At 68.2% G+C, this 26,308-nt stretch carries 26 protein-coding genes; 12 read left to right on the forward strand and 14 right to left on the reverse strand.

The features are described from left to right. Positions 1 to 28 precede the first annotated feature (28 nt). The 3 genes from aroA to glmU are packed head-to-tail and all read left to right on the forward strand — an operon-like array spanning position 29 to position 3,695. The gene (gene aroA / locus FPZ61_RS02470) at positions 29 to 1,378 is read left to right on the forward strand and encodes a 3-phosphoshikimate 1-carboxyvinyltransferase (RefSeq protein ID WP_255441288.1); all 1,350 of its coding nucleotides are present in this window, start codon (positions 29 to 31) and stop codon (positions 1,376 to 1,378) included. An 11-nt stretch (positions 1,379 to 1,389) separates the two neighbouring features. Continuing rightward, positions 1,390 to 2,313 (forward strand): MnmC family methyltransferase, encoded by a 924-nt coding sequence (locus FPZ61_RS02475; RefSeq protein WP_185464541.1) that lies wholly within the window; start codon positions 1,390 to 1,392, stop codon positions 2,311 to 2,313. 29 nt (positions 2,314 to 2,342) lie between these two features. Then, on the forward strand, positions 2,343 to 3,695 hold the full coding sequence (gene glmU, locus FPZ61_RS02480; RefSeq protein WP_185464693.1) for a bifunctional UDP-N-acetylglucosamine diphosphorylase/glucosamine-1-phosphate N-acetyltransferase GlmU: 1,353 nt from the start codon (positions 2,343 to 2,345) through the stop codon (positions 3,693 to 3,695). On the opposite strand, the gene murF is transcribed toward glmU, so the two are convergent. From murF to FPZ61_RS02500, 4 genes are read right to left on the reverse strand one after another with little or no spacing between them, the layout of a single operon-like run. Further along, positions 3,664 to 5,115, reverse strand: coding sequence for a UDP-N-acetylmuramoyl-tripeptide--D-alanyl-D-alanine ligase (gene murF / locus FPZ61_RS02485; protein ID WP_255441289.1), 1,452 nt, complete (start codon positions 5,113 to 5,115; stop codon positions 3,664 to 3,666). The genes glmU and murF overlap by 32 nt on opposite strands. Positions 5,116 to 5,119: 4 nt before the next feature. Beyond that, on the reverse strand, positions 5,120 to 5,806 hold the full coding sequence (locus FPZ61_RS02490) for a hypothetical protein (protein WP_185464540.1): 687 nt from the start codon (positions 5,804 to 5,806) through the stop codon (positions 5,120 to 5,122). A 2-nt stretch (positions 5,807 to 5,808) separates the two neighbouring features. Then, positions 5,809 to 7,362, reverse strand: coding sequence for a glycogen synthase GlgA (glgA, locus tag FPZ61_RS02495; RefSeq protein WP_185464539.1), 1,554 nt, complete (start codon positions 7,360 to 7,362; stop codon positions 5,809 to 5,811). Positions 7,363 to 7,415: 53 nt separating this feature from the next. Further along, positions 7,416 to 8,075, reverse strand: coding sequence for a L,D-transpeptidase (locus tag FPZ61_RS02500; protein WP_370593326.1), 660 nt, complete (start codon positions 8,073 to 8,075; stop codon positions 7,416 to 7,418). A 331-nt stretch (positions 8,076 to 8,406) separates the two neighbouring features. Between FPZ61_RS02500 and FPZ61_RS02505 the strand changes: the two genes are divergently transcribed. Continuing rightward, positions 8,407 to 8,796, forward strand: a complete 390-nt coding sequence (locus FPZ61_RS02505; protein WP_185464538.1) for a hypothetical protein — start codon at positions 8,407 to 8,409, stop codon at positions 8,794 to 8,796. 35 nt (positions 8,797 to 8,831) lie between these two features. Here FPZ61_RS02505 and menB read toward each other — a convergent pair whose 3' ends face one another. Then, entirely contained in the window at positions 8,832 to 9,728 is an 897-nt protein-coding gene (gene menB / locus FPZ61_RS02510) for a 1,4-dihydroxy-2-naphthoyl-CoA synthase (protein ID WP_185464537.1), read from the reverse strand. Next, the gene (gene menD / locus FPZ61_RS02515; protein ID WP_370593325.1) at positions 9,725 to 11,599 is read right to left on the reverse strand and encodes a 2-succinyl-5-enolpyruvyl-6-hydroxy-3-cyclohexene-1-carboxylic-acid synthase; all 1,875 of its coding nucleotides are present in this window, start codon (positions 11,597 to 11,599) and stop codon (positions 9,725 to 9,727) included. The genes menB and menD overlap by 4 nt, the downstream gene beginning before the upstream one ends. 50 nt (positions 11,600 to 11,649) lie before the next feature. Here menD and lepB point away from each other — a divergent pair, with 50 nt between their 5' ends. Together lepB and FPZ61_RS02525 are read left to right on the forward strand one after the other, a co-directional pair. Continuing rightward, positions 11,650 to 12,225: a signal peptidase I gene (lepB, locus tag FPZ61_RS02520; RefSeq protein WP_185464536.1), complete on the forward strand. Its 576-nt coding sequence runs from the start codon at positions 11,650 to 11,652 to the stop codon at positions 12,223 to 12,225. Between the two features lie 53 nt (positions 12,226 to 12,278). Next, positions 12,279 to 12,626: a DUF760 domain-containing protein gene (locus tag FPZ61_RS02525; RefSeq protein WP_185464535.1), complete on the forward strand. Its 348-nt coding sequence runs from the start codon at positions 12,279 to 12,281 to the stop codon at positions 12,624 to 12,626. A gap of 31 nt (positions 12,627 to 12,657) precedes the next feature. Here FPZ61_RS02525 and FPZ61_RS02530 read toward each other — a convergent pair whose 3' ends face one another. The 6 genes from FPZ61_RS02530 to FPZ61_RS02555 all read right to left on the reverse strand — a co-directional run bounded on the left by FPZ61_RS02530 (position 12,658) and on the right by FPZ61_RS02555 (position 19,294). Continuing rightward, on the reverse strand, positions 12,658 to 13,836 hold the full coding sequence (locus FPZ61_RS02530) for a DUF4336 domain-containing protein (RefSeq protein WP_185464534.1): 1,179 nt from the start codon (positions 13,834 to 13,836) through the stop codon (positions 12,658 to 12,660). Beyond that, positions 13,833 to 14,672 carry a metal ABC transporter permease gene (locus FPZ61_RS02535; RefSeq protein ID WP_185464533.1) on the reverse strand — a complete coding sequence of 280 codons (840 nt, stop codon included), beginning with the start codon at positions 14,670 to 14,672 and terminating at the stop codon, positions 13,833 to 13,835. The genes FPZ61_RS02530 and FPZ61_RS02535 overlap by 4 nt, the downstream gene beginning before the upstream one ends. Beyond that, on the reverse strand, positions 14,672 to 15,475 hold the full coding sequence (locus FPZ61_RS02540) for a metal ABC transporter ATP-binding protein (RefSeq protein WP_185464532.1): 804 nt from the start codon (positions 15,473 to 15,475) through the stop codon (positions 14,672 to 14,674). Before FPZ61_RS02540 ends, FPZ61_RS02535 begins: the two co-directional genes overlap by 1 nt. Positions 15,476 to 15,479: 4 nt before the next feature. Beyond that, complete coding sequence (locus FPZ61_RS02545) at positions 15,480 to 16,403, reverse strand: metal ABC transporter substrate-binding protein (RefSeq protein ID WP_185464690.1); 924 nt, start codon at positions 16,401 to 16,403, stop codon at positions 15,480 to 15,482. Between the two features lie 205 nt (positions 16,404 to 16,608). Next, on the reverse strand, positions 16,609 to 17,685 hold the full coding sequence (psbA, locus tag FPZ61_RS02550; RefSeq protein WP_185464531.1) for a photosystem II q(b) protein: 1,077 nt from the start codon (positions 17,683 to 17,685) through the stop codon (positions 16,609 to 16,611). Between the two features lie 211 nt (positions 17,686 to 17,896). Beyond that, positions 17,897 to 19,294 carry a YcjF family protein gene (locus tag FPZ61_RS02555; RefSeq protein ID WP_255441291.1) on the reverse strand — a complete coding sequence of 466 codons (1,398 nt, stop codon included), beginning with the start codon at positions 19,292 to 19,294 and terminating at the stop codon, positions 17,897 to 17,899. A 103-nt stretch (positions 19,295 to 19,397) separates the two neighbouring features. Between FPZ61_RS02555 and FPZ61_RS02560 the strand changes: the two genes are divergently transcribed. From FPZ61_RS02560 to FPZ61_RS02575, 4 genes are all read left to right on the forward strand, one after another. Continuing rightward, positions 19,398 to 19,928, forward strand: coding sequence for a hypothetical protein (locus FPZ61_RS02560; protein WP_185464530.1), 531 nt, complete (start codon positions 19,398 to 19,400; stop codon positions 19,926 to 19,928). Positions 19,929 to 19,940: 12 nt separating this feature from the next. After that, entirely contained in the window at positions 19,941 to 20,432 is a 492-nt protein-coding gene (locus FPZ61_RS02565; RefSeq protein ID WP_255441292.1) for a hypothetical protein, read from the forward strand. After that, positions 20,429 to 21,445, forward strand: coding sequence for a tryptophan--tRNA ligase (gene trpS / locus FPZ61_RS02570; protein ID WP_185464529.1), 1,017 nt, complete (start codon positions 20,429 to 20,431; stop codon positions 21,443 to 21,445). The genes FPZ61_RS02565 and trpS overlap by 4 nt, the downstream gene beginning before the upstream one ends. A gap of 244 nt (positions 21,446 to 21,689) precedes the next feature. After that, on the forward strand, positions 21,690 to 22,397 hold the full coding sequence (locus tag FPZ61_RS02575; protein ID WP_185464528.1) for a glycoside hydrolase family 104 protein: 708 nt from the start codon (positions 21,690 to 21,692) through the stop codon (positions 22,395 to 22,397). Here FPZ61_RS02575 and FPZ61_RS02580 read toward each other — a convergent pair whose 3' ends face one another. Further along, complete coding sequence (locus FPZ61_RS02580) at positions 22,398 to 22,841, reverse strand: TM2 domain-containing protein (protein ID WP_259738663.1); 444 nt, start codon at positions 22,839 to 22,841, stop codon at positions 22,398 to 22,400. It lies immediately after the preceding gene. Positions 22,842 to 22,882: 41 nt separating this feature from the next. Next, positions 22,883 to 23,257: a DUF2605 family protein gene (locus FPZ61_RS02585; protein ID WP_185464526.1), complete on the reverse strand. Its 375-nt coding sequence runs from the start codon at positions 23,255 to 23,257 to the stop codon at positions 22,883 to 22,885. Positions 23,258 to 23,381: 124 nt separating this feature from the next. Between FPZ61_RS02585 and thrS the strand changes: the two genes are divergently transcribed. Both thrS and FPZ61_RS02595 read left to right on the forward strand, forming a co-directional pair. Then, positions 23,382 to 25,208, forward strand: a complete 1,827-nt coding sequence (thrS, locus tag FPZ61_RS02590) for a threonine--tRNA ligase (protein ID WP_185464688.1) — start codon at positions 23,382 to 23,384, stop codon at positions 25,206 to 25,208. A 28-nt stretch (positions 25,209 to 25,236) separates the two neighbouring features. After that, on the forward strand, positions 25,237 to 26,268 hold the full coding sequence (locus FPZ61_RS02595) for a glucokinase (protein WP_185464525.1): 1,032 nt from the start codon (positions 25,237 to 25,239) through the stop codon (positions 26,266 to 26,268). Positions 26,269 to 26,308: the final 40 nt, after the last annotated feature.

The following is a 26,308-nucleotide window of genomic DNA, read 5'->3' on the forward strand; positions in this document are numbered from 1 at the left end:
GATTGACCCTTCTCACCACCCCCTTCGCATGGCCGTCGCCCCTGCTTCCGGCAGCCCCCTGACCCTGGGCTCCAACGCCGGAGCAGGCCCTGGCGGCAGCCTGCGCGGCACGGTGCGGGTGCCAGGCGACAAGTCGATTTCCCACCGGGCTCTGCTGTTCGGCGCCATCGCCGAAGGAGAGACCCGCATCGAGGGCCTGCTGCCCGCCGAGGATCCCCTCAGCACAGCCGCCTGCCTGCGGGCCATGGGGGTCACGATCAGTCCGATCGAAGCGGGTGAACCGGTGCTGGTCCGGGGGGTCGGGCTCGATGGCCTCAGGGAGCCCGAGGACGTGCTCGACTGCGGCAATTCCGGCACCACCATGCGCCTGATGCTGGGGCTGCTGGCCGGGCGCAGCGGACGTCACTTCGTGCTCAATGGCGACGCCTCCCTGCGCCGGCGGCCGATGGCCCGGGTGGGGCAGCCCCTGGCCGCCATGGGCGCCCTGATCCGTGGGCGGGCGGGTGCCAACCTGGCCCCTCTGGCGATCGAAGGCACCAAGCTCCACGGCGCGGTGATCGGCACCCCCGTGGCCTCGGCTCAGGTCAAATCGGCCCTGCTGCTGGCGGCCCTCACGGCCAGCGGCTCCACCACCGTGATCGAGCCGGCCCGTTCTCGTGACCACAGCGAGCGCATGCTCAGAGCCTTCGGTGCCGAGCTGGAGGTGGACGGTGAGATGGGACGCCTGATCCGGCTCCATCCCGGGGCCTCGCTGCATGGTCTGCCGGTGGTGGTGCCCGGCGACATCAGTTCGGCGGCCTTCTGGCTGGTGGCCGCCGCCATCACCCCGGGAGCCGAGATCACCGTGGAGAATGTGGGCCTCAACCCCACCCGCACCGGCATCCTCGAGGTTCTCGAGCAGATGGAGGCGCGTCTGGAGGTGCTCAACCCCCGCGACGTGGCCGGTGAGCCGGTGGGGGATGTTCGGGTCAGCCATGGCCCGCTGCAGGCGTTCGAGATCTCCGGGGATCTGATTCCCCGCCTGGTGGATGAGATTCCGATTCTGGCGGTGGCCGCCTGCTGCGCCGAAGGGGTGAGCCGCATCCGTGATGCCGAGGAACTGCGGGTGAAGGAAACCGATCGCCTGGCGGTGATGAGCCGCCAGCTGGGGGCCATGGGGGCCTGCCTGCAAGAAACCGCCGACGGCCTGGTGATCGAGGGGGGGCGCCCGCTCCGCGGCGCCGAGGTGGACAGTGAAACCGATCACCGGGTGGCGATGAGCCTGGGGGTGGCCGCCCAGGTGGCGGGTGGGACCACCCGGTTGCATCGCAGTGAGGCGGCGGCGGTCTCGTACCCGGGCTTCTGGGACGATCTGGCGCGCCTGCAGGCGGAAGCCTGAGGCCAGGCGGGGTGACCTTCGGCAGTCAGGGGACGGCCCATCTGAGCCCCCGCTTCAGCGGCGACGGCAGTTTCAGTCTGTACAGCGTCGAGTACGGCGAGGGGTTCCACTGCCGCAGCGGCGCCCTGCTCGAGGCGCAGCGCACCTTTGTCAGGCCCGCCCAGCTGGAGCGCTTCTGTGCCGGTGAGGAGCTCTGGGTGGTGGATGTCTGCGTGGGTCTGGGCACCAACAGCGCCGCCCTGCTCGAAGCGGCCGCCCCCCGCGGCCTGCGCCTGCGCTGGTTCGGGCTGGAGATCGATCCGGCCCCTCTGGCCCTGGCTCTGGCAGAGCCGAGCTTTCGTGCCCAGTGGCAGGCCCCGCTGGGGCTTGATCTGCTCCGGCAGCTGCGGGACACCAGCTGCTGGCGGAGCTCCCACGGCCAGGGGCAGCTGCACTGGGGTGATGCCCGCCGAGCGATCGAAGCGGTGCTGGAGTGCGCAGCTGGTCGCTGCGATCTGGTGATGCTGGATGCCTTCTCGCCGCGCCATTGCCCCCAGCTCTGGAGCCAGGAGTTCCTGGCAGCGCTGGCCGCGTTGCTGGCCCCCCGGGGGCGTCTGCTCACCTACTGCTCGGCCGCCGCACCCCGCCGCAGCCTGGCGGCGGCGGGCCTGCAGGTGGCGGCGCTGGGATCTGAGGGCGCCGCTGCAGGCCAGGCCTGGAGCCAGGGGACCGTGGCGTCTCAGGCTCTGGAAGCCACCTCGCGCTGGTGGCGGCCCCTCTCGGCGATGGAGCTGGAGCATCTGGCCAGCAGGGCCGGCGAGCCCTACCGCGACCCGGAAGGACAGGCCGATGGGAAGACGATTCTGGCCAGCCGTCAGCGGGCCCAGGCCCTGAGTGATGCGGAACCGGCCAGTGCCTGGCGGCGGCGCTGGGGGTTGCAGGGAGGAGACCGGTAGATTCCGTGCCCAGCCGCCTTGATCCGCCGATGCTCGCCGTTGCCGTGCTGGCCGCCGGAAAGGGCACCCGGATGAAGAGCGATCTCCCCAAGGTGCTCCAGGCCCTGGCGGGCTCCACCCTGGTGGAGCGGGTGCTGGCCAGCTGCCGCCACCTCGATCCCCAGCGGCAGGTGTTGATCGTGGGTCACCAGGCCGAGCGGGTGCGCTCCGCCCTGGCCGGCCTGGAGGGCCTGGAGTTCGCGCTGCAGCAGCCCCAGAACGGCACCGGCCATGCCGTGCAGCAACTGCTGGCTCCTCTGGCTGAGTTCGAGGGGGAGCTGCTGGTGCTCAACGGCGATGTGCCCCTGCTGCGGCCCGCCACCCTCGAGTCGCTGCTCGAGCGGCACCGGGCCTCAGGGGCCGCGGTGACCCTGCTCACGGCTCGCCTGGCTGATCCCAGTGGCTACGGGCGCGTGTTCACCGATGGCCAGGGTCAGGTGGAGGCGATCGTGGAGCACCGCGACTGCAGCGAGGAGCAGCGCCGCAATGACCTCACCAATGCCGGCATCTATTGCTTCAACTGGCGCGCCCTGGCGGCGGTGCTGCCGAAGCTGAGCACCGACAACGACCAGGGGGAGCTCTACCTCACCGACACCGTGGCGATGCTCAGCCCCGCCGTGCATCTGGAGGTGGAGGACCCCGCCGAGATCGCAGGCATCAACGACCGCCTGCAGCTGGCCCAGTGTGAGGCCGCCCTGCAGGAGAGGCTCAGGCGCCACTGGATGGCCGAGGGGGTGAGCTTCGTGGATCCCGCCAGCTGCACCCTCAGCGATGGCACCCGCTTCGGTCGGGACGTGCTGGTGGAGCCCCAGTGCCATTTCCGGGGCAGCACCAGCATCGGCAGCGGTTGCCGCATCGGCCCCGGTTGCCTGATCGAGGACAGCCAGCTCGGCGATGGGGTGCAGGTGCTCTATTCCGTGCTGCGCGGGGTGAGCGTGGCCGAAGGTTGTGTGGTGGGTCCTTTTGCCCAGCTCAGGGCGGGCGCCCGCCTGGAGAGCGGCTGCCGCATCGGCAATTTCGTGGAGGTCAAGAACAGTCATCTCGCCGCTGGCTGCAAGGCCAACCACCTCAGCTATCTGGGTGACGCCGATCTGGGGGCCGAGGTGAATGTGGGGGCGGGCACGATCACCGCTAACTACGACGGCGTGCGCAAACACCGCACCGTGGTCGGTGCCGGCAGCAAGACCGGCGCCAACTCCGTGCTGGTGGCACCGATCGTGCTGGGTGAGGGCGTGACCGTCGGGGCGGGCTCCACCCTCACCCGTGACGTGCCGGCAGGCTCCCTCGCCCTGGGTCGCGCCCCTCAGCTGATCAAGGCCGACTGGAGCCCGCCGCGGGGCTGAGCCCCTGCTCCAGCAGCGGCAGCAGGCGCTCCAGGGCCACCCCTCGGCTGGCCTTCAGCAGCAGGTGATCACCTGGCTCCAGCCAGCCCAGAAGGGTCTGGGCTGCCTCCGCTGGTGAGTCGAGCCGCTGCAGGCGCCTCAGGCCGGCGGCCCCCGCCAGCAGGGCTTCCCCTTCAGCGCCCCCCGCCACGATCACCAGGCCATCGAGCCCGAGGGCTCTGGCCCGCTCCCCCACCCGGCGGTGCAGCTCGCTGCTCTGTTCCCCGAGCTCGAGCATGGTGCCCAGGGCCGCGAAGCGACGGCCCGGCTGGGCCGAGAGCAGATCCAGGGCCGCCAGCATCGCTTCGGGGGAGGCGTTGTAGGTCTCATCCAGCACCTCAATCCCCCCCAGCCGGATCCGCCGGCTGCGTCCGCCCGGCAGGGCCACCTCCAGGTGGCGCAGCTGCAGAGGATCCACCCCCAGTTCGCTGGCCACGGCCAGGGCCAGCAGCAGGTTGCGGGCGTTGTGGCGGCCCGGCAGCGGCAACTCGGTGCTGTACTGCGTGCCCCCCGGCTCCGCCTGCCCCCAGATCAAGCGGTCGCCGTCGGCGCCGGCCTGGAGGCGGCCCAGCAGCTGGGCTGGCTGAGGACCCGGGGGATCGTCGTGGAGGGCGACGCGGATCACCCGCCCGCTCCAGACGGCGGCGAGGCTGGCCTCGAGCAGGGGGTCACCGGCCGGGATCACCACCAGTCCATCGGGACGCAGGGCCGCCACGATCTCGCACTTGGCGGTGGCGATCGCCTCGCGGCTGCCCAGCCGGCCGATGTGGGCGGTGCCGATGTTGGTGATCACGGTGATGTCGGGCTCGGCGCAGCGGCTGAGCCGCTCGATCTCCCCCAGACCGCGCATCCCCATTTCCACCACCACGGCCCGGTGCTCCCCACCGGACTTGAGCAGGGTGAGGGGCACGCCCACGTCGTTGTTTTCGTTGCCCACGCTGGCCAGCACCGGACCCAGGGGGGCCAGCACGGTGCGGATCAGCTCGCGGGTGGTGGTCTTGCCGGCTGAGCCGGTCACGGCGATCACCGGGGCGGTGCCCTGGCGGCGCCAGAGGCGCCCCAGCTGCTGGTAGGCCCCCTGGGTGTCGTCCACCAGCCAGATCCGGCCGCCGCTGGAGCGCACCAGGGCTTCGGCCTGCTCGGTGCTGAGGCGGTCACGTTGGGCCAGGGCGGCCAGCGCCCCCTGCTCCAGGGCCGCTGCCAGGAAGCGGTGGCCATCAAAGCGCTCTCCCACCAGTGGCACGAACAGGCAGCCAGGTTTCAGTTCGCGGCTGTCGGTGCAGACCCCGCTGAAGCTGGTGTCCGGATCGGCGGGAGCCGCTTCGATCGGCGCTCCCCAGAGCTCCACCAGGTTCTCCAGCCGCATCGGTTCCGCTCGCATCGGATCAATCGAGCAGAATCATGCCGCCGCCCACGACCGCATTCCGGCCCAGTTCCGCGCCGCCGCTGTCGATCAGCCGCAGCCGCTCGTAGCCGAGGCCAAGGGCCTGTTGCCACCACTGCTGCGCCAGCCGTTGCCGTTCGGGCTCCTCCAGGGCCTTGAAGGCCTGCGAGATCCGCAGCTCCAGCAGCGCTGCGATGCCGCTCTCCGGTGCCGCCATCACCAACCCTGAGTCGTCGCTGAAGCCCGGGGGCAGCGCGATCGCTTCAAGGCCGGGACTGGGTGCGACCGGTTCCTGCGGCTCCGCCTCGCGTGGATCTGGTCCTGCCACAGCAGGAGATTCCAGGGATGGCTCCGTGGCTTCCACCTCTGCCGCAGTTCCTTCAGCTGCGATCGGCAGCGATTCAACGGAGGCCTGGCCTGGGTTCTCCGCGCTGGGCGAACGCAGCAGTTGCACGGCAACCCCGCCCCCCAGCGTCAGCAGGAGCAAAGCCAGCAGCAGGGCCGGCCAGAACAGCGTGGCCTGACGCCGGGGCCAGAACGGAGGTACCGGCAGATCCCCCTCCCACTGGCGGCGCCACAGCCGCCTGAGGGCCAGCATGCAGCTGGCGGCCACGGCGCGCAGGTCCCTCCCCAGGGCCCGCCAGGGATTTTCGTAGACGACCGGCAGCTCGGAGCCGGAGCGCTCCATGCTCAGCTCTGGCCGCGGCGCAGCAGGGCGGAGAGGGGGTTGCGCGGGCCGCCGCCTTCCTGCCTGGAGGGCTTGGCTGCAGGTTCAGCTGTCTTGGCTGGGGCACCCCCCGGGCTGAGGCTGGGATCGGCCTCCTGGCCGAGGGAGAACTGCTCCACATCGGCGGCCGAGGGGGTGGGCTGCTTGACCCCACGTACATCGCGGTACATGGCGTCGTAGTCGAGTGCCGAGCGGGTCCAGCTGTGGTCGACGGCCATGGCGCGCAGCTGCAGCTCCCGCCAGCTTTGGCTGTGGCGGTAGGCCTCCCAGGAGCGCACGATCGCGGTGTAGAAGTCGACCGGCTCATAGCGATCGAAGCAGAAGCCGGTGCCGCTGTGGCTTGCTGGCACATGGGGCTGGACGGTGTCGACCAGGCCCCCCACCTTGCGCACGATCGGGATGCAGCCGTAGCGCATCGCCAGCATCTGGCTGATGCCGCAGGGCTCGAAGCGGCTGGGCATCAGGAAGGCATCGGCGCCGGCATAGATCAACCGCGCCAGGGCATCGTCGTAGGTGAGGAACACCGAGAAGCGGCCGGGATGGCGGGCGGCCATCTGCCAGAGGCCCGATTCATAGTTGCGGTCGCCTGTTCCCAGCACCACGATCTGGCTGTCGGAGTAGGCGAGCACCCGATCGGCCACCTGCAGCAGCAGATCCACCCCTTTCTGGTCGACCAGACGGCTGACCATCCCCATCAGGTAGGTGTCGGCATTGACCCCCAGGCCCATGCGCTCCTGCAGCACCTGTTTGTTGGTGGCCCTCGGCGCCATGTCGCTGGCGCTGTAGCGGGCAGGCAGCAGGCTGTCGCTGGCAGGATTCCAGGCTTCGGTGTCGATGCCGTTGAGGATGCCGCGCAGCTTGCCGCTGATGTAATTCAGCAGGCCTTCGAGGCGTTCGCCGTATTCGGGCGTGCGGATTTCCTGGGCATAGGTGGGCGAGACGGCATTGACCCGATCGGCATAGAGCAGGGCGGCGGCCATGGTGTGGTCCCCCTGCATGTACCAGGGAATCCAGGTCATGCGCTCGAGTTTCCAGCGCCAGGGGCCCTGATATTCGAGGTTGTGGATGGTGAAAACGGTGCTGATCTCGGGGTCCTGGTGCATCCAGACCGGGATCATGCCCGTGTGCCAGTCATGGCAGTGAAAGACCTCCGGCTTCCAGTGGTTCCAGGCGAATTCGGCGGCGGCGTTGGCAAAGAAGGTGAAGCGCCAGTCCTCATCTTCTCCGCCGTAGATGCGCTCCGGATCGAACACTGGATGACCGACCAGATACAGCGGCAGCCCATGGACTGGATGCTGTGTTTCGTAGACGGCGAAGTCGTTGCCCATCGCCCAGCCACGAAAGACGGGCTCCGAGGGGATCTTCAGGCGGCTCCAGAGCTTCCCGTAACCCGGCATGATCGTGCGCACGTCGTGGCCCAGGGCTGCCACCGCCGGCGGCAGGGATCCCACCACATCACCCATGCCCCCCACCTTGATCATCGGGGCGCACTCGGCGGCGGCGAACAACACGCGCATGGGGAGAACCCAGGGAAGGGCCGAACTCTACGTTTCCTGCCCTGAGCGAACGCTCAGGGCAGGACCGTGACCACGGTTCCCATGCGCACCAGCTCGAAGAGGTCACGCACGTTTTCCTCGTACATGCGCACGCAGCCGTGGGAGACCGCCTGGCCGACCGTCTCCCGATGGGGGGTGCCGTGGAAGCCGGCGGTGACACAGCCCTTCACCTCAAGATGCTGCTGACCGTTGAACCCCCGCTTGCCGGCGCAATCGCGGTGGAAGCCGATCCAGCGGCTTCCCAGGGGGTTGTTCGGCCCTGGAGGGTAGAGCTTGCCGCTCACCGGGTGCTTCCAGACCGGATCGGGCGCCATTTCGATCACCTGGAAACGGCCAAGAGGAGTTTCCCAGCCGGGCATGCCCACACCCACCGGGAAGCGACGCAGCTCGCGGCCATTTTCGATCACCACCACCTGCCGCTTGCTGCGGTGAATCACCAGGCTGCGTTCAGGGCGTGGTGAGCTGATCGCCACTTCGGCGTCTCGCCGCGCCTGCGGCTTCGGCTGAGGTTGCGGTTGCGGTTGCAGAGCAGGGGTGTGGGGGAGCGCCACAGGGGGATGCCATGTCTCTTGAGCCGAGGCGGGAGGCTGGGCCTGAGCCATGGCTCCGGCTGGCGTCAGCAGGCCGCCACCGAGCAGCAGGGTCACCAGGGGGAACGTGAAGCGGGGAGGCACAGCCAGGCGTCGGTTCAGAAACTTTTGAATCCAGTTTAAGGAGCTGGCTCCTGAGCAGGCTGTCAGCAGATTGCAATCAACTCCTGCGCTGCCTCGAAGCCTGAAGCCACCAACGATCTACTGGGTTCTGGATGGTTCGCAGGAGGAGATCTGTGTGGTTTCACGTTTCTGAGATGGCTGCAGGGACTCGATCTGCAGCCGACTTTGTTGTACTTGAGTTGGCTGAATGCTTGCTGCCGCAGATCTGGCTGACAACCCGCGACGCCAGCTTGCGAAATTCAGCTGCTTGGCTCCAGGGGCCACTGTGTCAGTGCCTTCCGCTGCTCAACCCATGACTGCCGCTCCCTATCTGATCGCCCTGGCCCTGCTGGAGCAGGGGGGGCAGCGGGCGATGCCGCTCCAGGGACAGTCGTTGGTGGAGGCTCTCCCGGCTGAAGGGGATCCTGGCGACGTCGGCCGCCAGCAGGCCCTCGAGCTCCTGGTGCGGGTGTGGCAGCGCAGTGAGGAGGGTGCGCTGCGGAGGGCGGCCGGCGAGCACAGCCTGCTGCTGCTGGAGTTGCCGATCGAGGCCTTACAGGAGACCTTGCCCGCGATCAAGGCCCGGTGGATCGCCACCGGCGACACCATGGCTCTGTTGCAACAGCTGAGGGAGCTGGCGGGTGGGCTCTGGACCCTGGGACTGGAGCGCCGTGAGCCGCTCTGCTTCCGGCGGCTTCAGTAGTTGCGCCGGTCCAGTGGCTTGATGGCCATTTGGGTTCAGGGCAGCCAGGGGGCATCGCTGAAGTCGGGATCGCGCTTCTCCAGGAAGGCATTGCGGCCCTCCTGACCCTCGGCGGTTCGATAGAAGAGATGGGTGGCCTGGCCCGCCAGTTCCTGGATGCCGGCCAGGCCATCGGTTTCAGCGTTGAAGGAGGCCTTGAGGCAACGGATCGCCGTGGGGCTGTGCTGCAGCACCTCCCGGGCCCAGCGCACCCCCTCAGCCTCCAGCTCCTGCAGCGGCACCACCGCGTTCACCAGTCCCATGGCCAGGGCCTCCTCGGCGTTGTACCGGCGGCAGAGGAACCAGATTTCACGGGCCTTGCGCTGGCCCACCAGGCGCGCCAGATAGCCGGCGCCGAAGCCGCCGTCGAAGCTGCCCACCCGCGGCCCCGTCTGGCCGAACGCCGCGTTTTCCGCCGCCAGGCTGAGGTCGCAGAGCAGATGCAGCACCTGGCCGCCGCCGATGGCGTAGCCCGCCACCAGGGCGATCACCACCTTGGGCAGGGAGCGGATCTGGCGTTGCAGATCGAGCACGTTCAGTCGCGGCAGGCCGCTGTCATCGAGGTAGCCGCCATCGCCGCGCACGCTCTGGTCCCCGCCGGCGCAGAAGGCGTAGCCCCCGTCGGCCGCCGGGCCCACGCCGGTGAACAGCACCACCCCCACCCGTGGGTCGTCGCGCACCCGGCTGAAGGCGTCGTGGAGCTCCACCACCGTGCGAGGGCGGAAGGCGTTGCGTTTGGCCGGACGGTTGATGGCGATGCGGGCGATTCCCTCGTCGCAGAGGTCAAAGCGGATGTCGTCGTAGCTGGCGGCGGGCTGCCAGCGCACCGGGCTCTCCCCCGGCAGCACCGGGCCGGGGCTTGGGACGTCAGCCGGCGTGGGATCGGCGCTCATCGCGGCGGGGGCTGGGGAGGAGCCATTCTGAGCTGCGGGCGTGGGCAGTCCTGGCGCAAGCGCTGGCGCAGCTGGGCATCGGCGAGGCGGTCGGTTTTCACCTCCAGCAGAGCCACCGGCTGCCTCAGGGCCCAGCCCAGGGCCTCGCCCAACTCCGCCAGGGCCGCCACCCGACGCCAGGGCACCCCATGGGCGGCCGCCAGGGCGGTGTGCTCCAGCGGCTGCCCCATGGCGAACAGGCGCTCGAAATCCAGGGGCGGTGAGGCCCGGATCGGCAGTTGCTCGAAGATGCCGCCGCCTCCGTTCTCGATCAGCACCACGGTGAGCTGGCCCCGCAGCTGGTGGTGCCAGAGCCAGCCGTTGCTGTCGTGGAGCAGGGCCAGGTCGCCGCAGAGCAGCACCAGCCCACCGAGACTCTCCGCCAGGCCGGCCGCCAGTGAGAGCGTGCCATCGATTCCCGACGCCCCCCGGAAGCCGTACAGGGGCCTGGCGGGGCCGCTGGGATCGGAGAAGCTCTCCCAGTCACGGACGGGGCTGCTGCTGGCCAGCATCACCGCCCGGCCCGGCGGTAACAGCCGGCCGAGGGCCCGGACCAGGCTGGGTTCATCGGGCCTGGCGCCGCTGGTCTGCTGCTGGAGCTGCCTGTTCAGCCAGCTCTGACTGCTTGTTTCGGAGGTCCGCCAGAGGGCCAGGAAGTCCTGGTTGGCCCTGGTGCCGGTGCTCCCCTGCCAGAGCGCGGCGGGCAGGGCAGCGCTCCAGGCCTCCAGCCCACCGCTGTGGCGCGCCGTCGCTGTGCCCAGGGGATCAAGGTCACGCGGATCCGCTTCGCTGATCAGCACCTGATGGCCGCCGCTGGCTGAGAGCCAGGCCTGCAGCCGCCGGCTGGCCGGCAGCGGCCCCAGCCTCAGCATCTGGCCGGGGGCCAGGGCGGGATCGGGGTCCTCGAGGATCAGGTCGTAGCCGGCCACCAGCTGCAGCCCCGCCTGACCCCGCAGGCCGGAGAGCCCATCCGCCAGCAGTGGCCAGCCACTGCGCTGCTGCCAGCGCCCTACAGCGGCGGCGAAGCCGGGCCAGTGCTCGGGCCTGCCCCGCCAGGGTCCCGCCACGATCACACCGGGGCGATCGGGATCCAGGCCGAGCAGGTGATCGCTGCCCATGGTTTCGCCGGCGCTGGCCGGCTCAGCGGGGCTGACTCCGGGATCCTGGCCCGGTCCACCACTGATCTCTGCAGCGGTCCGATCGATTCCTCCAAGCTCATCGACCAGCCGTTGCAGGGCCTCCGCTCCCGCATGGAGCGGCTCCTCGAAGGGCAGATTCAGGTGCACGGGCCCCATCGGAGCGGCCAGGGCCATCCGATGGGCCCGCCTGGCCAGGGCCTGGAGGGCAGCGCGGTCCATGGCGTCCAGGCCCCGGTTGTCGCCCTGGCCGAACCAGCGGCAGCAGGGGGCGAGGAATGCCTCCTGGTTCACGGTCTGATTGGCCCCGCGATTCTTCAGCCGCAGCGGACGGTCGGCGCTGAGCAACAGCAGCGGAATGGCGCCGCTGTCGGCTTCCACCACAGCGGGCAGAAGGTTGGCCACGGCGGTCCCGGAGGTGGTGATCACCGCCGACGGTTTGCCCTCGGCCCTGGCCAGGCCCACGGCGAAGAACCCCGCCGATCGCTCATCGATGGCCGTGTGCAGCTTCAGCCCCCGGTGCAGCAGCAGCCCGGCCGCCGCCGCCAGGGGCCCCGAGCGGCTGCCCGGGCAGAGCACGACTCGCTCAACCCCAAGCGCCAGCAGCTCCAGCAGCAGGTGCGCCGCTGCCCTGAGATTGGCCTCGGCCCGATCACCCTGCCGTCTGGGCTGCTCCTGGCTCACCGGGTCCGCCACCGCTTCAGGATGGAGCGATCATGCCCAATCCCCCTCCATCTCCTTCGGCCATGTCCCCGTCCGGCGCAAGCCGCCGCTGGGGCGTGGCCCGCCAGCTGATTCCCCTGCTGCTCTGGGTGGGGGTGGCCCTGCTGCTGCGCTGGCAGGTGATGGAACCCCGTTGGATCCCCTCCGGCTCCATGCTGCCCACCCTTCAGCTGGAGGACCGGATCCTGGTGGAGAAGCTCAGGCCCCGGCTGGTTGCAACGCTGCCGCGGGGGTCGATCGTGGTGTTCCATCCACCCGATCCTCTGCTCGCCGCCGGTTACGACCCCCGGGCCGCCCTGATCAAGCGGGTGGTGGGGGTGCCTGGCGATCGGATTGAGGTGGCTGATGGTGAGCTGCGGCGCAACGGCGCGGTGGTGAGCGAGCCCTGGCGGGCCGAGCCGATCGATTACGAGCTCCCACCGCTGACCGTGCCGGCTGGGCATCTGCTGGTCATGGGGGATAACCGCAATGCCAGCCTCGACTCCCACCTCTGGGGACCCCTGCCGTCCGATCACGTGATCGGTACGGCCGTGTTCCGTTACTGGCCCCTGCGCCATCTGGGCCCGATACGGTTCTCACCCACCACCGCGACTGGGTGAGCTGAACGCTTGCGTTATGGTGCAGCCTCAGAAACGGATCACGCCGGAGGGGCATGTTCAACCCGGAGTTCCTGACCACCGACAGCGAAGCGATCAGCGGCAATTCCCTGATCGAATACCTGCAGGATCAGTCACCCGATGTGCTTCAGAGGGTTGCACGCTCGGCCAGCGGCGACATCCAGGACATCATTCGCCATAACGTTCAGGGCCTGCTGGGGATGCTCCCCGGTGAGCAGTTCGAAGTGAAGATTCAGACCAGCCGCGACAATCTGGCCGGTCTGCTTGCTTCCGCCATGATGACCGGCTACTTCCTGCGCCAGATGGAGCAGCGCATGGAGCTGGAAACCACGCTCTTCGGCGAGGGCGGTCTGGATGCCGACCCGGGCGAACTCAAGCTCTGAGATCCGGCCGACCAGCCGCCAGACCCTCTGCTCAGCTCACTGGTTCGATCGGCACGACTCCCCAGCGCACCAGGGCCTGATCGATGCCGGCCAGATACGACCAGGAGCCCTCAGACGGAGCCCAGGCCCGTTCGTTGAGGGCCGCTGCCAGAGCAAGCAGATCGTCTCCGCAGCAGGCCACCGGGGCGTCGTAGTGCGCTGGCACCAGCCAGCGCAGCTCCTTCAGTGTGCCCAGGTTTTCGAGCCAGTGGATCAGGGCCTCCCGGCAGCGTGGGAACACCAGACGCTCCAGCACTGGTGCCACCTGCAGGCGCGGCTGCCCGTCAGGGCCCAGCATGGACCTGAATTCCTGCTCCCAGCCGGGCGCCCAGCGAAAGGGATAGAGGCCGAAGTAGGCGCTCGGATGGCGCAGGCCCGGTTGCAGGGCCTGGCTGAACACCTCTCTGATCCCAGGCACTGATACGGCCTCGGGTCGCAGGTAGGAGGCGAACAGCACCATCCGCCACCAGCCGCGCCGTCGTTGCTCAGGGCTGTCGGCCAGAGGCTGATCGCCCCGGTCACGGCCATGGAAGAGAAGCGGAGTGGGGTCGGCCTCGAACAGCTCAGGCGGCTCCGGCGGGATGGCCACCAGGGCGTCGGTGACCAGCAGGCTCCCACTGGCTCGGTGCAGACAGGCCACCTCCATGAACGTGCCTGCCCCCAGGTCGATGGGGCCGAGCGGGTGCCAGGAGAGTTCCTGCCCGTGGGGCACACCATCCTCGAAGAGCACCCGCGTGCGGGAGGGGGGGAAGCCCAGCCAGGGGAGCGGCAGCGTCAGTGGAAAACTCCATTGCCTGGGGCTCACCCACACCTCCGCCTGAGGGAAGGCCCTGGCCATGGCCGGCACCGGCAGTTTGTGCTCAAGGCCCGAGCTGGTGGGCAGCACGATCGTGCGCACGGCTCCATAGCGCTGCTCCAGGGCACGCAGCTCCCCCAGCAGCTCCTCGGTGGGGGCCACCGGGGCGTACAGCAACAGGCCCTCTCGCAGACGCAGCACCGTCATGCGGATCGGCACTGCCACGTAGAGGATCCCCTGCAGTTGCTCGAAGCTCCAGACCTGAGCGGGGATCAGTGTGCGCACCAGGGTGCGGCGAAGGCCGTAGGGGTAGAGGGGCAGCAGGGGCCACCAGGGCCAGCTCCGGCTTGGCCTTGGCTGATCCACCGGCGTCAACGGCGCTGCTGGGCCAGCAGGCCGTGCCGGGGGGCGAACAGGAAGCTGAGCAGAAACAGCCCCGTCTGCACCAGCACGATGCAGCCCGCCGTGGAGGCATCCATCCAATAGCTCCAGTAGATGCCCAGCACGCTGGAGAGAACGGCTGAGCCGATGGCGATCCAGGTCATCCGGTCGAAGCGGTCAGTGAGCAGGTAAGCGGTGGCTCCCGGTGTCACCAGCATCGCCACCACCAGAATGATGCCCACGGTCTGCAGGCCCGCCACCGCCGCCAGGGAGAGCACCGAGAGCAGCAGGTAGTGGAGGAAGCCCGTGTTCACCCCGATCGAGCGGGCGTGGGTGGGGTCGAAGCAGAACAGGATCAGGTCGCGCCGGAACAGCAGCAGCAACGCCAGCACCAGCAGGCTGATCAGCACGGTCTGCCGGATGTCGTCGGCGCTGATGCCCAGCACGTTGCCGAACAGGATGTGGGTGAGGTCGATGGTGCTGCGCACCTTTGAGACCAGCGTGAGACCCAGTGCGAAGAACCCGGTGAAGACCAGGCCGATCACCGTGTCCTCCTTGATCCGGGTCATCTGCTTGATGTAGCCGATCACGGCAACCGAGCCCACCCCGAACACGAAGGCCCCCAGGGCGAAGGGCAGGTTCAGCGCATAGGCGATCACCACCCCCGGCATCACGGCGTGGGAGACCGCATCCCCCATCAGGGCCCAGCCCTTGAGGGTCATGAAGCAGGAGAGCAGCCCGCAGACTCCCGCCACCAGAGCGCTCACCAGAAGAGCCCGCACCATGAAGTCGTGGCGCAACGGCTCCAGCAGCCAGACCAGGGGATCCATCAGGGCTCGCTCCCCGTTTCCGGCTGTGGCTCCACTCCCGGGCTGGTCAGCAGTTGCGCCGGACTGCCGCCGAAGGTTCGCGCCAGGTTCTCTTCGGTGAACACCTCGGAGGTCTCGCCGTAGGCCAGCACGGTCTTGTTGATCAGCACCACCTCATCGCAGAAACCGGTCACATGGGAGAGGTCGTGGGTGGAGATCAGCAGGGTGCGTCCCTCGGCGCGGAACTGCTGGAACAGCTCGATCATCAACCGCTCCGTGCGGATGTCGACGCCGGCGAAGGGCTCATCGAGCAGCAGCACCGAGGCGCCCTGGGCCAGGGCCCGCGCCAGGAAGGCCCTTTTGCGCTGACCGCCGGAGAGTTCACCGATCTGGCGGTGGCGCAGATGCCAGAGCTCCACCCGCTCCAGGCTTTTGCGCACGGCCCGGTGGTCGTCACGGCCTGGAATGCGCAGCAGGTTCATGCCGCCGTAGCGGCCCATCATCACCACGTTGGCCACGTGGATCGGGAAATTCCAGTCGACGCTCTCCATCTGGGGCACGTAGGCCACCGCCTGACGACGCAGGGCCTGACGCAGGGGCAGGCCGTTGATGCTGATCTCCCCCTGGGAGGGGCGCACAAAGCCCATCAGGGCCTTGAACAGGGTTGATTTGCCGGCTCCGTTGGTGCCCACCAGGCCACAGATGCTGCCGGCATTCACCTTCAGAGAGACGTCGTGGAGGGCCACGACCCCGTGGTAGCTCACGCAGAGGTGGCTGACGCGGATGCGCTCGGCGTTGGGGGCCAGGTCGGGGTGGGCGGCCATGCGATCAGCTTCCCTTCAGGCCCTTGATCAGGGTGCTCACGTTGTGGCGCTGCAGCTTCAGCAGGGTCGGGGCGTCCCCCTGCGGCGAGGAGAGCGAATCGACGTAGAACACACCACCGAAGCGGGCACCGCTCTGCTGGGCCACCTGGCGTTGCACCTTGTCGCTGACGGTGCTCTCACAGAAGACAGCCGGCACCTGCCGCTGGCGCACGGTGGCGATCAGCCGCGCCATCCGCTGGGGGGTGACCTGGGACTCTGCATTCACCGGCCAGAGGTAGGCCTCATCGAGGCCGTAGTCCTTCGCCAGGTAGGTGAAGGCCCCCTCGCAACTGGCCAGCACCCGCCTGGGCGCCGGGATCGTGGCCAGCTCGCGGCGCAACTCCTGGTCGAGCGCCCGCAGCTGGCCGCGATAATCCTCGGCGCGGCGACGGTAATCCTCGGCGTTGGCCGGATCGAGCTGGCTGAAGGCCTCACGGATGTTGTCCACGTAGATCTCAGCGAGGCGAGGGGACATCCAGGCATGGGGATTGGGTTTCCCTTGGTAGGCATCCTCGGTGATCGGCAGTGGCGTGATCCCAGCGGTGAGGGTGGAACGCTTCAGCTTCGGCATTCCTGCCAGGAAGCGATCACTCCAGCGCTCCAGGTTCAGGCCGTTCTCCAGCACCAGCGAGGCCCCCTCGACCCGGCGCAGATCGCTCGGGGTGGGCTCGTAGCCATGGATCTCCGCCCCCAGCTTGGTGATCGATTCCACGCGGAGATGATCACCGGCCACGTTGCGGGCCATGTCGGCCAGAACGGTGAAGGTGGTGATCACCAGGGGGCGATCATCTGACCCACCGGCAGGGCTGGAAGGGGGCGAGGCGGCGGGTTCTGAGCCGCGGCAGCTCACCAGGGCCGGCAGCACGAGGGCGGCGATCAGCCAGCTCAGGGCCCCAGCGCCAGGGCTCCGGCCTGCGGCCGATGCCTCTCCCCCTGGACGAGATCCCAAACGCCGCCACTCAGAGACGACAATCCTAGAGAAGCTCTGTCCGCAACAGCAGGCAGGCTGTTCACCCGGCAGCAAAAAGCCCCTGCCACAGGCAGGGGCTGGAAGGATCCGGACTGTCGCTGCGAAGGAGCGGAACCAGCCTGGATCAGCCGATGGAGGGAGCGGTCAGTGCCAGGGGCACGATCTCGCTGGTGGCCAGATCGAGCGGGAAGTTGTGGGCGTTGCGCTCGTGCATCACCTCGAAGCCGAGGTTGGCGCGGTTGATCACATCGGCCCAGGTGTTGATCACACGGCCCTGGGAATCCAGGATCGACTGGTTGAAGTTGAAACCGTTCAGGTTGAAGGCCATCGTGCTCACGCCGAGGGCGGTGAACCAGATGCCGACCACAGGCCAGGCAGCCAGGAAGAAGTGCAGGCTGCGGCTGTTGTTGAAGGAGGCGTACTGGAAGATCAGGCGACCGAAGTAACCGTGGGCAGCCACGATGTTGTAGGTCTCTTCTTCCTGACCGAACTTGTAACCGTAGTTCTGGCTCTCGCTCTCGGTGGTTTCACGCACCAGGGAGGAGGTCACCAGCGAACCGTGCATGGCGGAGAACAGGGAGCCACCGAACACACCGGCCACACCCAGCATGTGGAAGGGGTGCATCAGGATGTTGTGCTCAGCCTGGAACACCAGCATGAAGTTGAAGGTGCCGGAGATGCCGAGGGGCATGCCGTCGGAGAAGGAGCCCTGACCGAAGGGATAGATCAGGAAAACGGCGAAGGCGGCCGAGAGGGGCGCCGAGTAGGCGACGCAGATCCAGGGGCGCATGCCCAGGCGGTAGGAGAGCTCCCACTGGCGGCCCATGTAGCAGGCGATGCCGATCAGGAAGTGGAAGACAACCAGCTGGTAGGGGCCGCCGTTGTACAGCCACTCATCGAGGCTGGCGGCTTCCCAGATCGGGTAGAAGTGCAGGCCGATGGCGTTGCTCGAAGGAACAACGGCGCCGGAGATGATGTTGTTGCCGTAGAGGAACGATCCTGCGACGGGCTCCCGGATGCCGTCGATGTCGACGGGGGGAGCAGCGATGAAGGCAATGATGAAGCAGATGGTGGCTGAGAGAAGACAGGGAATCATCAGCACACCGAACCAACCGACATAGATGCGGTTGTCGGTGGAGGTGACCCACTGACAGAAGCTTTCCCAGGAGCCAGCGCGTCCGCTGCGAACGGCCGTGGTCATTGGAAGAATGAGGACGGGATGGATACGCTTGTCGTGCTCTGGCTCGGATCGGGCTGAAGCAACCAGAACCCAGCTTGAAACGTAAGAAGCGCTTCCCAACGCTAAGTAGAGCCCCTGAGTTGGTCAGGAAATCCTTCGAAACGTTGCCTGTATTTGAATAACTTCATGAACTGCTTCATCAACTCGTCATGAAGCATTGGTTTCGAGCCGGTCAGTCTGCTGTCCTGACCCCAGCACCGGGCTGGCTGAGCAGCCAGGCCTGCCCCTGCTGAAGAAATCCTTTCCAGTCGAGCCGTTCCGCTTCAGCAGCCCTGGCCACCAGCAGCGGGGCCTGCTGCTTGAGGGCCTGCAGGTCCATCTCGGCAACACCGCTGGAGAGGGCGAGCACGTCGGCCATCGCATGGGCCACCACCCGGGTGAGGTAGGCGGCGCTGAGGGCCTGCAGCGTTCCACCCACCAGCCAGGTGGTGCCCTCCAGCCGCATCGCGCTGAGCAGAGCCTGGCTGGTCCATTCCGTGATGCCCAGCGCCAGGGCTGCCTTGGTCAGTTCCGTGGCCGCTTCCCGCAGTTGCTGCATCTGCCAGGGGCAGGACCAGAGCTCGGCCATCTCCTTGAGCATCAGGCCGTTGGCCACGGCCAGCACCAGCAGATCGACGCTGGGCAGCGGAGCCGTGAACACGCCTGCGGCCACCAGCCACTGGGTTCGCCGCACCAGTCCCTCCAGGCGCTGACGCCGAAGGCCCTCCAGCAGGCTCTGCCATTCCCCATGGAGGGCCTCCAGGCAGCGAAGCTCGGTCTGCAGCAGCAGGTTCCGGCCACGGGCCCGCAGCATCCGGCTGCAGGGCTCGAGCACCTCGCCGAGATCGTCGCCCTGGCCGCTCCAGAGGATCACCTGATCGGAAAGGTTCGCGGGCAGCTGGGCACGCAATTCCTGAAGCAGCCCTGGCTGCGACCCAGTGCAGGGGCTTGCCACCAGCAGGGCCACCGTCTGGCCCGCGGGGAGCGCTTCAAGCCAACGCAGATCAGCCGCCCGCAGGGGGGGCTCCAGGTGGAAGAGCAGCAGATCGCAGCGCTCGAACAGCTGCGGCCAGCGCCAGTCGGAGCTGTGGCCGCTCAGCGGATAACCCCAATGCAGACAGAGCGGCAGGGGAGCCCTCAGGGCCTGCGTCAGCGCTGGCTGGAGGCCTGCGGGCGGCAGGGTCATCCCGGCAAGGCCCACCTGAAGTTGCCGGCGGGGTTGACGGTCGCGCAATTCCTGGAGCCGCTGCCTGCGCAACTGCTGGTCAGCAGCCGTTTCGGGGCCGGCGGGCCCTGCCCGGAGCTGCTCAAACTGCTCGAGCAATCCCTCCAGGCGCTCCATCCACCCGCTCCAGCTGGAGGGAAGGCGGGGCTTGATCGGTGTTTTGCCTCTGCTCAGCCACCACATCCCGGCGGCAGCGGCGGCGGCCATCACAGCTCCTGACCAGCCGCCATGCAGGCTGTCTCCCACTACCAGCCCACCTGCCAGCACCAGCGCCGCTGGCATCCAGGGCATCCCCGGCCGCCACGTCGCGGCCCTGGCTTCGCTGGAGTGATCGGCCTGGGCCTGGGAGGCGGCGGGAGTGGTCAAGGGGGTGGGGCTCTGCCGAAGCAGAGTCTCTCTAGCTCAGCCGACCAGTCCTGCACAGAGTGGCTGGATCACCCCCAGACTGGAGGAGTCGTGCGGCCTCGCCATGGTTGAGACGGCTCTGCCCACCAGTCTGAAGCTCACCCCACGCCTGGAGCTGCAGCTGGCCCGGCGCCTGCGCGGGCAGCAGCGGGAGGATCACTGGCACGGACGCCTGCCGGTGCTGCTGCTGGATCGTTGCTGGTTGCAGCTCCAGGAGGTGGCTGTGGAGCGGCTGGCGGCTCAGCTTCCCCCGGATTGCACTGCCGCCGCTCCCGAGCTGGCGGCATTCCGCAACTGGTGCAGGCAGGGCCTGAGTCCGGAAGCGGCCGAGGCCCACTGCTGGCAGGAGTTCGGTCAGGAGGCCTGCGGTCTGGCTCTGAAACGCCACTGGCAGGCCCAGGAGCGGGGTCATGGCGGTTGGACCCTGACGATGTATCTCGACTTCCTCTCCCGCTACCGCCGCTGCTTCGCCATGGCGGGGCCTCGGCCCTTGCCGCTTCTGGTGATGGCCCGTATCGGTAGTGGCGAGCCCCATCGGCTGCTCTGGCTGGTGGCCCCGGGAACGCTTGATGCGGCACACTTGCCCCCTGATTGAAGGGCTCCGGCGATGGCCGACGAGAACACAGCAGCAGTGCCCCAGCCTGAGCAGGAGCAGGCCGCCCGCACCCGGCGGATCGAGTCAGGACGTGGCGGCGGCGGCGGGCGTGATCGTGATGCGGGCGGTTTCCGCATCCGCCTGAGCGATAACGAGCTGCGGGCCGCCCATGCCATTCAGGAGGCCTTCCAGCTCCGCTCCACAGTGGCGGCACTGGGTTTCTCGATCCGAACCGTCGCCCAGTTGCTGGAGCAGGGGCAGCTTGAGGCCGTGCTGGCCGAGCACCGTGCCCATGGCGGCGGCGCCCGCCACGAAGGCGCTCCCCGAGAGGGGCAACGTACCCGCCGCGGAGCGGCGGAGGGTCGTGGTGAGCGGCGCTCCAGCCGACCGGATCCTTTCGCCCGGCCCAGTCGTCCCCCGGCCCCTCCAGCCGAGGCGGAGATCTCCGCTCCAGTGGATGACGCGCCTCAGCCCTCCGTCGAGGCGGCTGAGATCCAACCGTGAGCGGCAGGCCCCGGGTTCTCTCCGGTGTGCAACCCACCGGCGCACTTCACCTCGGCAACTGGCTCGGGGCCATTCGCAACTGGGTCAGCCTCCAGGACAGCCACGACACCTTCTTCTGTGTCGTCGACCTTCACGCCATCACCGTTCCCCACGACCCTGCGCTGCTGGCGGAGAACACCCGTCGCACGGCGGCCCAGTACCTGGCCAGTGGCATCGATCCGGCCCGCTCCTGTGTCTTCGTGCAGAGCCAGGTCACGGCCCACAGCGAACTCACCTGGCTGCTGAATTGCGTCACGCCGCTCAACTGGCTGGAGCGGATGATCCAGTTCAAGGAAAAGGCCCGCAAGCAGGGCGAGAACGTCTCGGTGGGGCTGCTGGACTATCCCGTGCTGATGGCGGCCGACATCCTGCTCTACGACGCCGATCTGGTGCCGGTGGGGGAAGACCAGAAGCAGCATCTGGAACTGGCTCGCGACATCGCTCAGCAACGCATCAATGCCCGCTTCGCCCCTGAGGAGCGGCCGCTGCTGAAGGTGCCTGAGCCGTTGATCCTCACGGAGGGGGCCCGGGTGATGAGCCTGGCGGATGGGCGCAGCAAGATGAGCAAGAGCGATCCCAATGAGGGCTCTCGCATCAACCTGCTCGATCCCCCCGAGCTGATCAGCCGCAAGATCAAACGGGCCAAAACCGATCCGGTGATGGGGCTGGAGTTCGACAATCCCGAGCGTCCGGAGGCCGATAACCTGCTGGCGCTTTATGCCCTGCTGAGTGGGGTGGGCCGCGAGGCCGCCGCCCGGGAGTGCGCCTCGATGGGCTGGGGCCAGTTCAAACCTCTGCTGGCGGAGGCGGCTGTGGAAGCCCTGCGCCCCCTGCAGGAGCGCTACGAGGCCATCCTCGCGGAACCGGGCTATCTCGATCAGGTGCTGCGCAGCGGCCGTGAGAGGGCCTCAGCAGTGGCGGAGGGCTCGCTGACGCGGGTGCGTGAGGCGATGGGATTCCTGCCGGCAAGCTGATCGTCGGCTTGAGATGGATCAGCGGCCCTGATCATCCAGCCCCCCGGGCAGGGCTTGCTTCTTGAGTTGCGTGTGGTAGGTCGGAGGGTCAGGGCCCCAGTGCTGGCCCTGCTTCGGCCCTGGTGGGCCCGCCGTAGCACGCGATGTACACATCGAAGCCTAATTGTCCAGCCCTGGGCGACCACTGTTCCGGATGTGGTGTGCCAACCAGCACAGTTTCGCAATCTTTAAGATTTGATTCTGCATGGTTGGCAAGGGAAAATCCCGCGGGCCCATCGACGCCCTGGGCAGCACCGCCCTGCTGCTGGCCCTGCCGGCCCTGATCTCCAGCCGCTACAGCTCGGCCCTGGCCGCCGTCCCCAGTCCTCCGGTTGCTGTTGCCGCCAGCTCCACCCCCTCCACCACGGAGCCTGAGGCCAAGCCGGAGACGCTCGTGCCGCCCACCTCGGAGAACGCCGCCCGCTACGACCTCACCCCCCATCGCAGGGCCCTGCTGGCCACGATCCGCTTCGCGGAGGGCACATGGGCCGACGGTTCCCCCCAGGGCTACCGCACCCTCTACGGAGGCCAGCTGGTGGGTTCTCTGGAGCGCCACCCCGACACCGTGGTGGTGAAGCGCTACGCCAGTGCCGCCGCCGGTGCCTATCAGATGTTGCCCGCCACCTGGAGGTCGGCCAGCCGGAGTCTGAGTCTGCGCGGCTTCGGGCCCGCCAACCAGGACCAGGCGGCTCTCTACCTGGCCGATCAGCGCGGGGCCCTCGAGCTGATCGACCGGGGTCAGCTCTGCAACGAGGCGATGGCGCGCCTGGCCGGAGAGTGGGCCTCCTTCCCCCTGCACCACGGAGGCAGTGCCTACGGCCAGCCGGTCAAGAGCGCCACCCAGCTGCGCCGCTTCTTTCAGCAGCAGCTCGATCGCCAGCCACCGCAGCTGGCGGACAGCCGTCTGGGTTGATCAGGGCTCCCGGTAGACCACCCGGCCGCGCTCGTCGTTGCCCACATCCAGCAGATCGTCGTGCAGAAGCCGCTCGATTTCCTGGCGGACTGTCTCGCGGGGGGTGTCGCGGGGGAGCTTGCACTCCAGCAGGGCATCGTTGTATGTGAAACCGCTCGCGCCGGCCCTGCGGGCCAGGGACAGCAGCTGGAGATCCAGGGGTGGCAGGGTCGTTCCAGCGGGATCACTGGCTTCAAGGGCCTCCAGGGCTTCCGCCAGCAACAGGGGCTGGTTGGCCTGATCCACCAGCTCCGGGATCAGAAACAGATCCACCAGCTGACCGATGTAGCAGAGGCCGAAGGTGAGCAGCCAGAGGGTCCCGCTCACGGGCTTACGGGCATAGAAGCGCTGCAGACCGCAGATCCCGAACAAACCCAGGGCCCAGAGCAGATACCCAGGCGCCACCTGGCGGTGGCGCGGTGTGATCGATCGAGATCTTGGGCGGTTCAAGACTTGGGGGGTGGGGGCAGCTCGGGCAGCACAACCCCCGCCTGGCGCAGCTCAGACGAGAGGTTCCAGACGCTCAGCACCAGCCGGTGCCAGGGGGCCATGGCCTGCATGTCGAGGGCCATGCTCACCGGCGCGGCCGAACGCAGGGTCCGCGCGGCCACCAGCTCCTTGCGGGCGGTCTGCAGGCGCTCGCAGAGGGCGTTCTGCTCGACGGTGGCCAGCACCGTGGCGGGACAGTGCTCCAGCAGCACCAGCCCGCGCTGGAACCAGAAGTCGAAATCCACCAGGAGCGAGCCCAGCAGCTGGTCCAGCAGCTCGCCCGCTGCCCCTGGAATCGGGGTCGAATCCGGTGTGGAGGGAACGTCACTCACCTCTCAAGCTTAGGAATCGATGGGCCTGCGAGGCTGAATCCGATGCGTAGGATCTGCCCTGGCCTCGCCGAATTCCGTGTCCCCAACCCCGTCGACGCTCCAGGCCGCTGGCCATGGCCCGAGCATGGAGCCGGCGGTGACCCTGGGCGGTGACACCGCCCCGCTCCGCTTGCCGCGCACGAGCGAGAGTCCGGAGCTGCTGCGGATTCGCCATTCCATGAGCCATGTGCTGGCCATGGCGGTTCAGAAGCTGTTTCCCAAGGCCCAGGTCACGATCGGTCCCTGGACCGAGAACGGCTTCTACTACGACTTCGACAACCCCGAACCCTTCACCGAGGCCGATCTCAAGGCCATCAAGAAGGAGATGGGCAAGATCATTGCCCGCAGATTGCCCCTGCAGCGCCTCGAAGTGAGCCGTGCGGAGGCCGAGGCGCGCATCAAGGCCCAGAACGAGCCCTACAAGCTTGAGATTCTTGCCGGAATCCAGGAGCCCATCACCCTCTACACCCTGGGCGAGGAGTGGTGGGATCTCTGCGCCGGGCCCCACGTGGCCGACACCGGCGAGCTCAACCCCAAGGCCTTCGAGCTCGAGAGCGTGGCCGGCGCCTACTGGCGCGGTGATGAAACCAGGGCCCAGCTGCAGCGGATCTACGGCACCGCCTGGCAGACAGCGGAGCAGCTGGCGGAATACAAGCACCGCAAGCAGGAGGCTCTGCGCCGTGATCACCGCCGCCTCGGCACCGACCTCCAGCTGTTCTCGATCGAGGATGAGGCCGGCGCCGGTCTGGTGTTCTGGCATCCCCGCGGCGCGCGCATGCGCCTGCTGATTGAGGATTACTGGCGGCAGGCCCACTTCGCGGCGGGCTACGACCTGCTCTACACGCCCCATGTGGCGGACCTGAGCCTGTGGAAAACTTCCGGCCACCTCGACTTCTACAGCGAGAGCATGTTCGGGCCGATGGAGGTGGATGAGCGGAAGTATCAGCTCAAGCCGATGAACTGCCCGTTCCACGTGCTCACCTACGCCAGCACCCTGCGCTCCTACCGCGAGCTGCCGATCCGCTGGGCCGAGCTGGGAACGGTGTACCGCTACGAGCGACCCGGCGTGATGCATGGTCTGATGCGCGTGCGCGGCTTCACCCAGGACGATGCCCACATCTTCTGTCTGCCCGAGCAGATCGGCGATGAGATTCTCGGAGTGCTCAACCTCACCGAAACAATTCTCTCCAGCTTCGACTTTCATACCTATGAGGTGAACCTGTCCACCCGGCCGGAGAAATCGATCGGAGACGATGCTGTCTGGGATCTCGCCACCGCCGGCTTGATGGAGGCCCTAGATCGCAAGGGATGGCCCTACAAAGTTGATGAGGGTGGCGGAGCCTTCTATGGCCCCAAGATCGACATCAAGATCGAAGATGCCATCGGCAGGATGTGGCAATGCTCCACGATTCAGCTTGATTTCAATCTTCCTGAGCGCTTCGATCTCCATTACGTTGCCGCCGATGGAACACGCCAGCGGCCGATCATGATTCACAGGGCCATCTTCGGCTCCCTGGAGCGATTCTTCGGGATCATGGTCGAGAACTATGCCGGGGACTTTCCCTTCTGGCTGGCCCCCGAACAGGTGCGCCTGCTGCCGGTCACCGATGGGGTGATTCCCTATGCCGAGGAGCTGCTGGGTCAGCTTCGGGTTGCAGGCGTGCGCGCCGCCATCGATCGCAGTGGCGATCGCCTCGGCAAGCTGATCCGCCAGGGGGAGCAGCAGAAGATCCCCGTGCTGGCGGTGATCGGTGCCAAGGAGGCAGAGCAGGGCAGTGTCAGCCTCCGCTCCCGCCGCGATGGCGACCTTGGCAGCGTGCGGGCTCAAACCCTGGTGACGGCGGCACGGGCAGCCAGTGAGACCCGCGCCTCCGGTCTGTCCCTGGAGCCGTCGCCGGCCTCCAGCGCCTGACGGTGGCCTTTCCTGAGCGGCCCTCTCCATGACCACCCTGCTGGCCGGTGACATCGGTGGCACCAAGACCCTGCTGGCCATCTACCGGCTGGAGGGCTGCTCGCTGGTGCAGCTTCGCTGCCAGCGTTACCCATCGGCGGCCTGGGACGACTTTTCGGCCCTGCTGAGCCATTTCCTCGCCGGCGGCGATCCCGGATCCGAGCGCCCCAGCCACGGTTGTCTGGCCATCGCCGGGCCTGTGCAGGACCGGCGGGTGCGGCTGACCAACCTCCCCTGGGAGCTGGAGGAGCCCCAGCTGGAGGCGGCCTGCGGCCTGGAGCGGCTGGAGTTGGTGAACGACTTCGCCGTGCTGATCTACGGGCTGCCCCACCTCGGGGCCGAGCAACAGGCGATGGTCCGTCCGGGCCAGTCCAGGCCTGGGCCCCTGGCGATCCTCGGGGCCGGAACAGGCCTGGGGGTGGCCATCGGGGTCCCAGGCCCCCAGGGTCTGATCGCCCTGGCCAGCGAGGCCGCCCACGGGGAATTCGCGCCGCGTCTGGAGCGGGAGTGGCGGTTGAAGCAGTGGCTGCAGGAGGATCTGGCGCTGGAGCGGGTCTCGATCGAGCGGATCGTCAGCGGCACCGGGCTGGGCCATGTCTTCCGCTGGGTCCTCAACAATTCCGGGACCAGCTCCACCCATGCCCTGGCGGAGTCCGCAGGCCTGTGGGCTCTGGCCGAACGCCGGGGGGAGGCGGAGCGACCGGATCTGCCCGCCCTGGTGGCCGCCGCCGCGGGCGAAGGGGACGCCCCGGCCGGTGATGCCCTCGACCTCTGGCTGGGTGCCTACGGCAGCGTGGCCGGAGATCTGGCCTTGCAGAGCCTCTGCCGCGGTGGCCTCTGGCTGGGGGGCGGCACCGCCGCGAAGCTGCTGCCCCGGCTGCGATCCCAGGCCTTTCTCGGACCTTTTGCCGCCAAGGGACGCCTGACGCCCGTGCTTGAGGAGATCCCGCTGCGCGCCCTGAGTGATCCCGAGGCCGGTCTGTTCAGCGCCGCCTGCAGGGCGAGGATGCTGCTGGGCTGAGGCTGCTCGGCCCGGGGCTGATCGGGTGGATGGGACACTG

The sequence above is a fragment of the Synechococcus sp. BSA11S genome (genome assembly GCF_014224355.1).
Lineage (GTDB): Bacteria > Cyanobacteriota > Cyanobacteriia > PCC-6307 > Cyanobiaceae > Regnicoccus_A.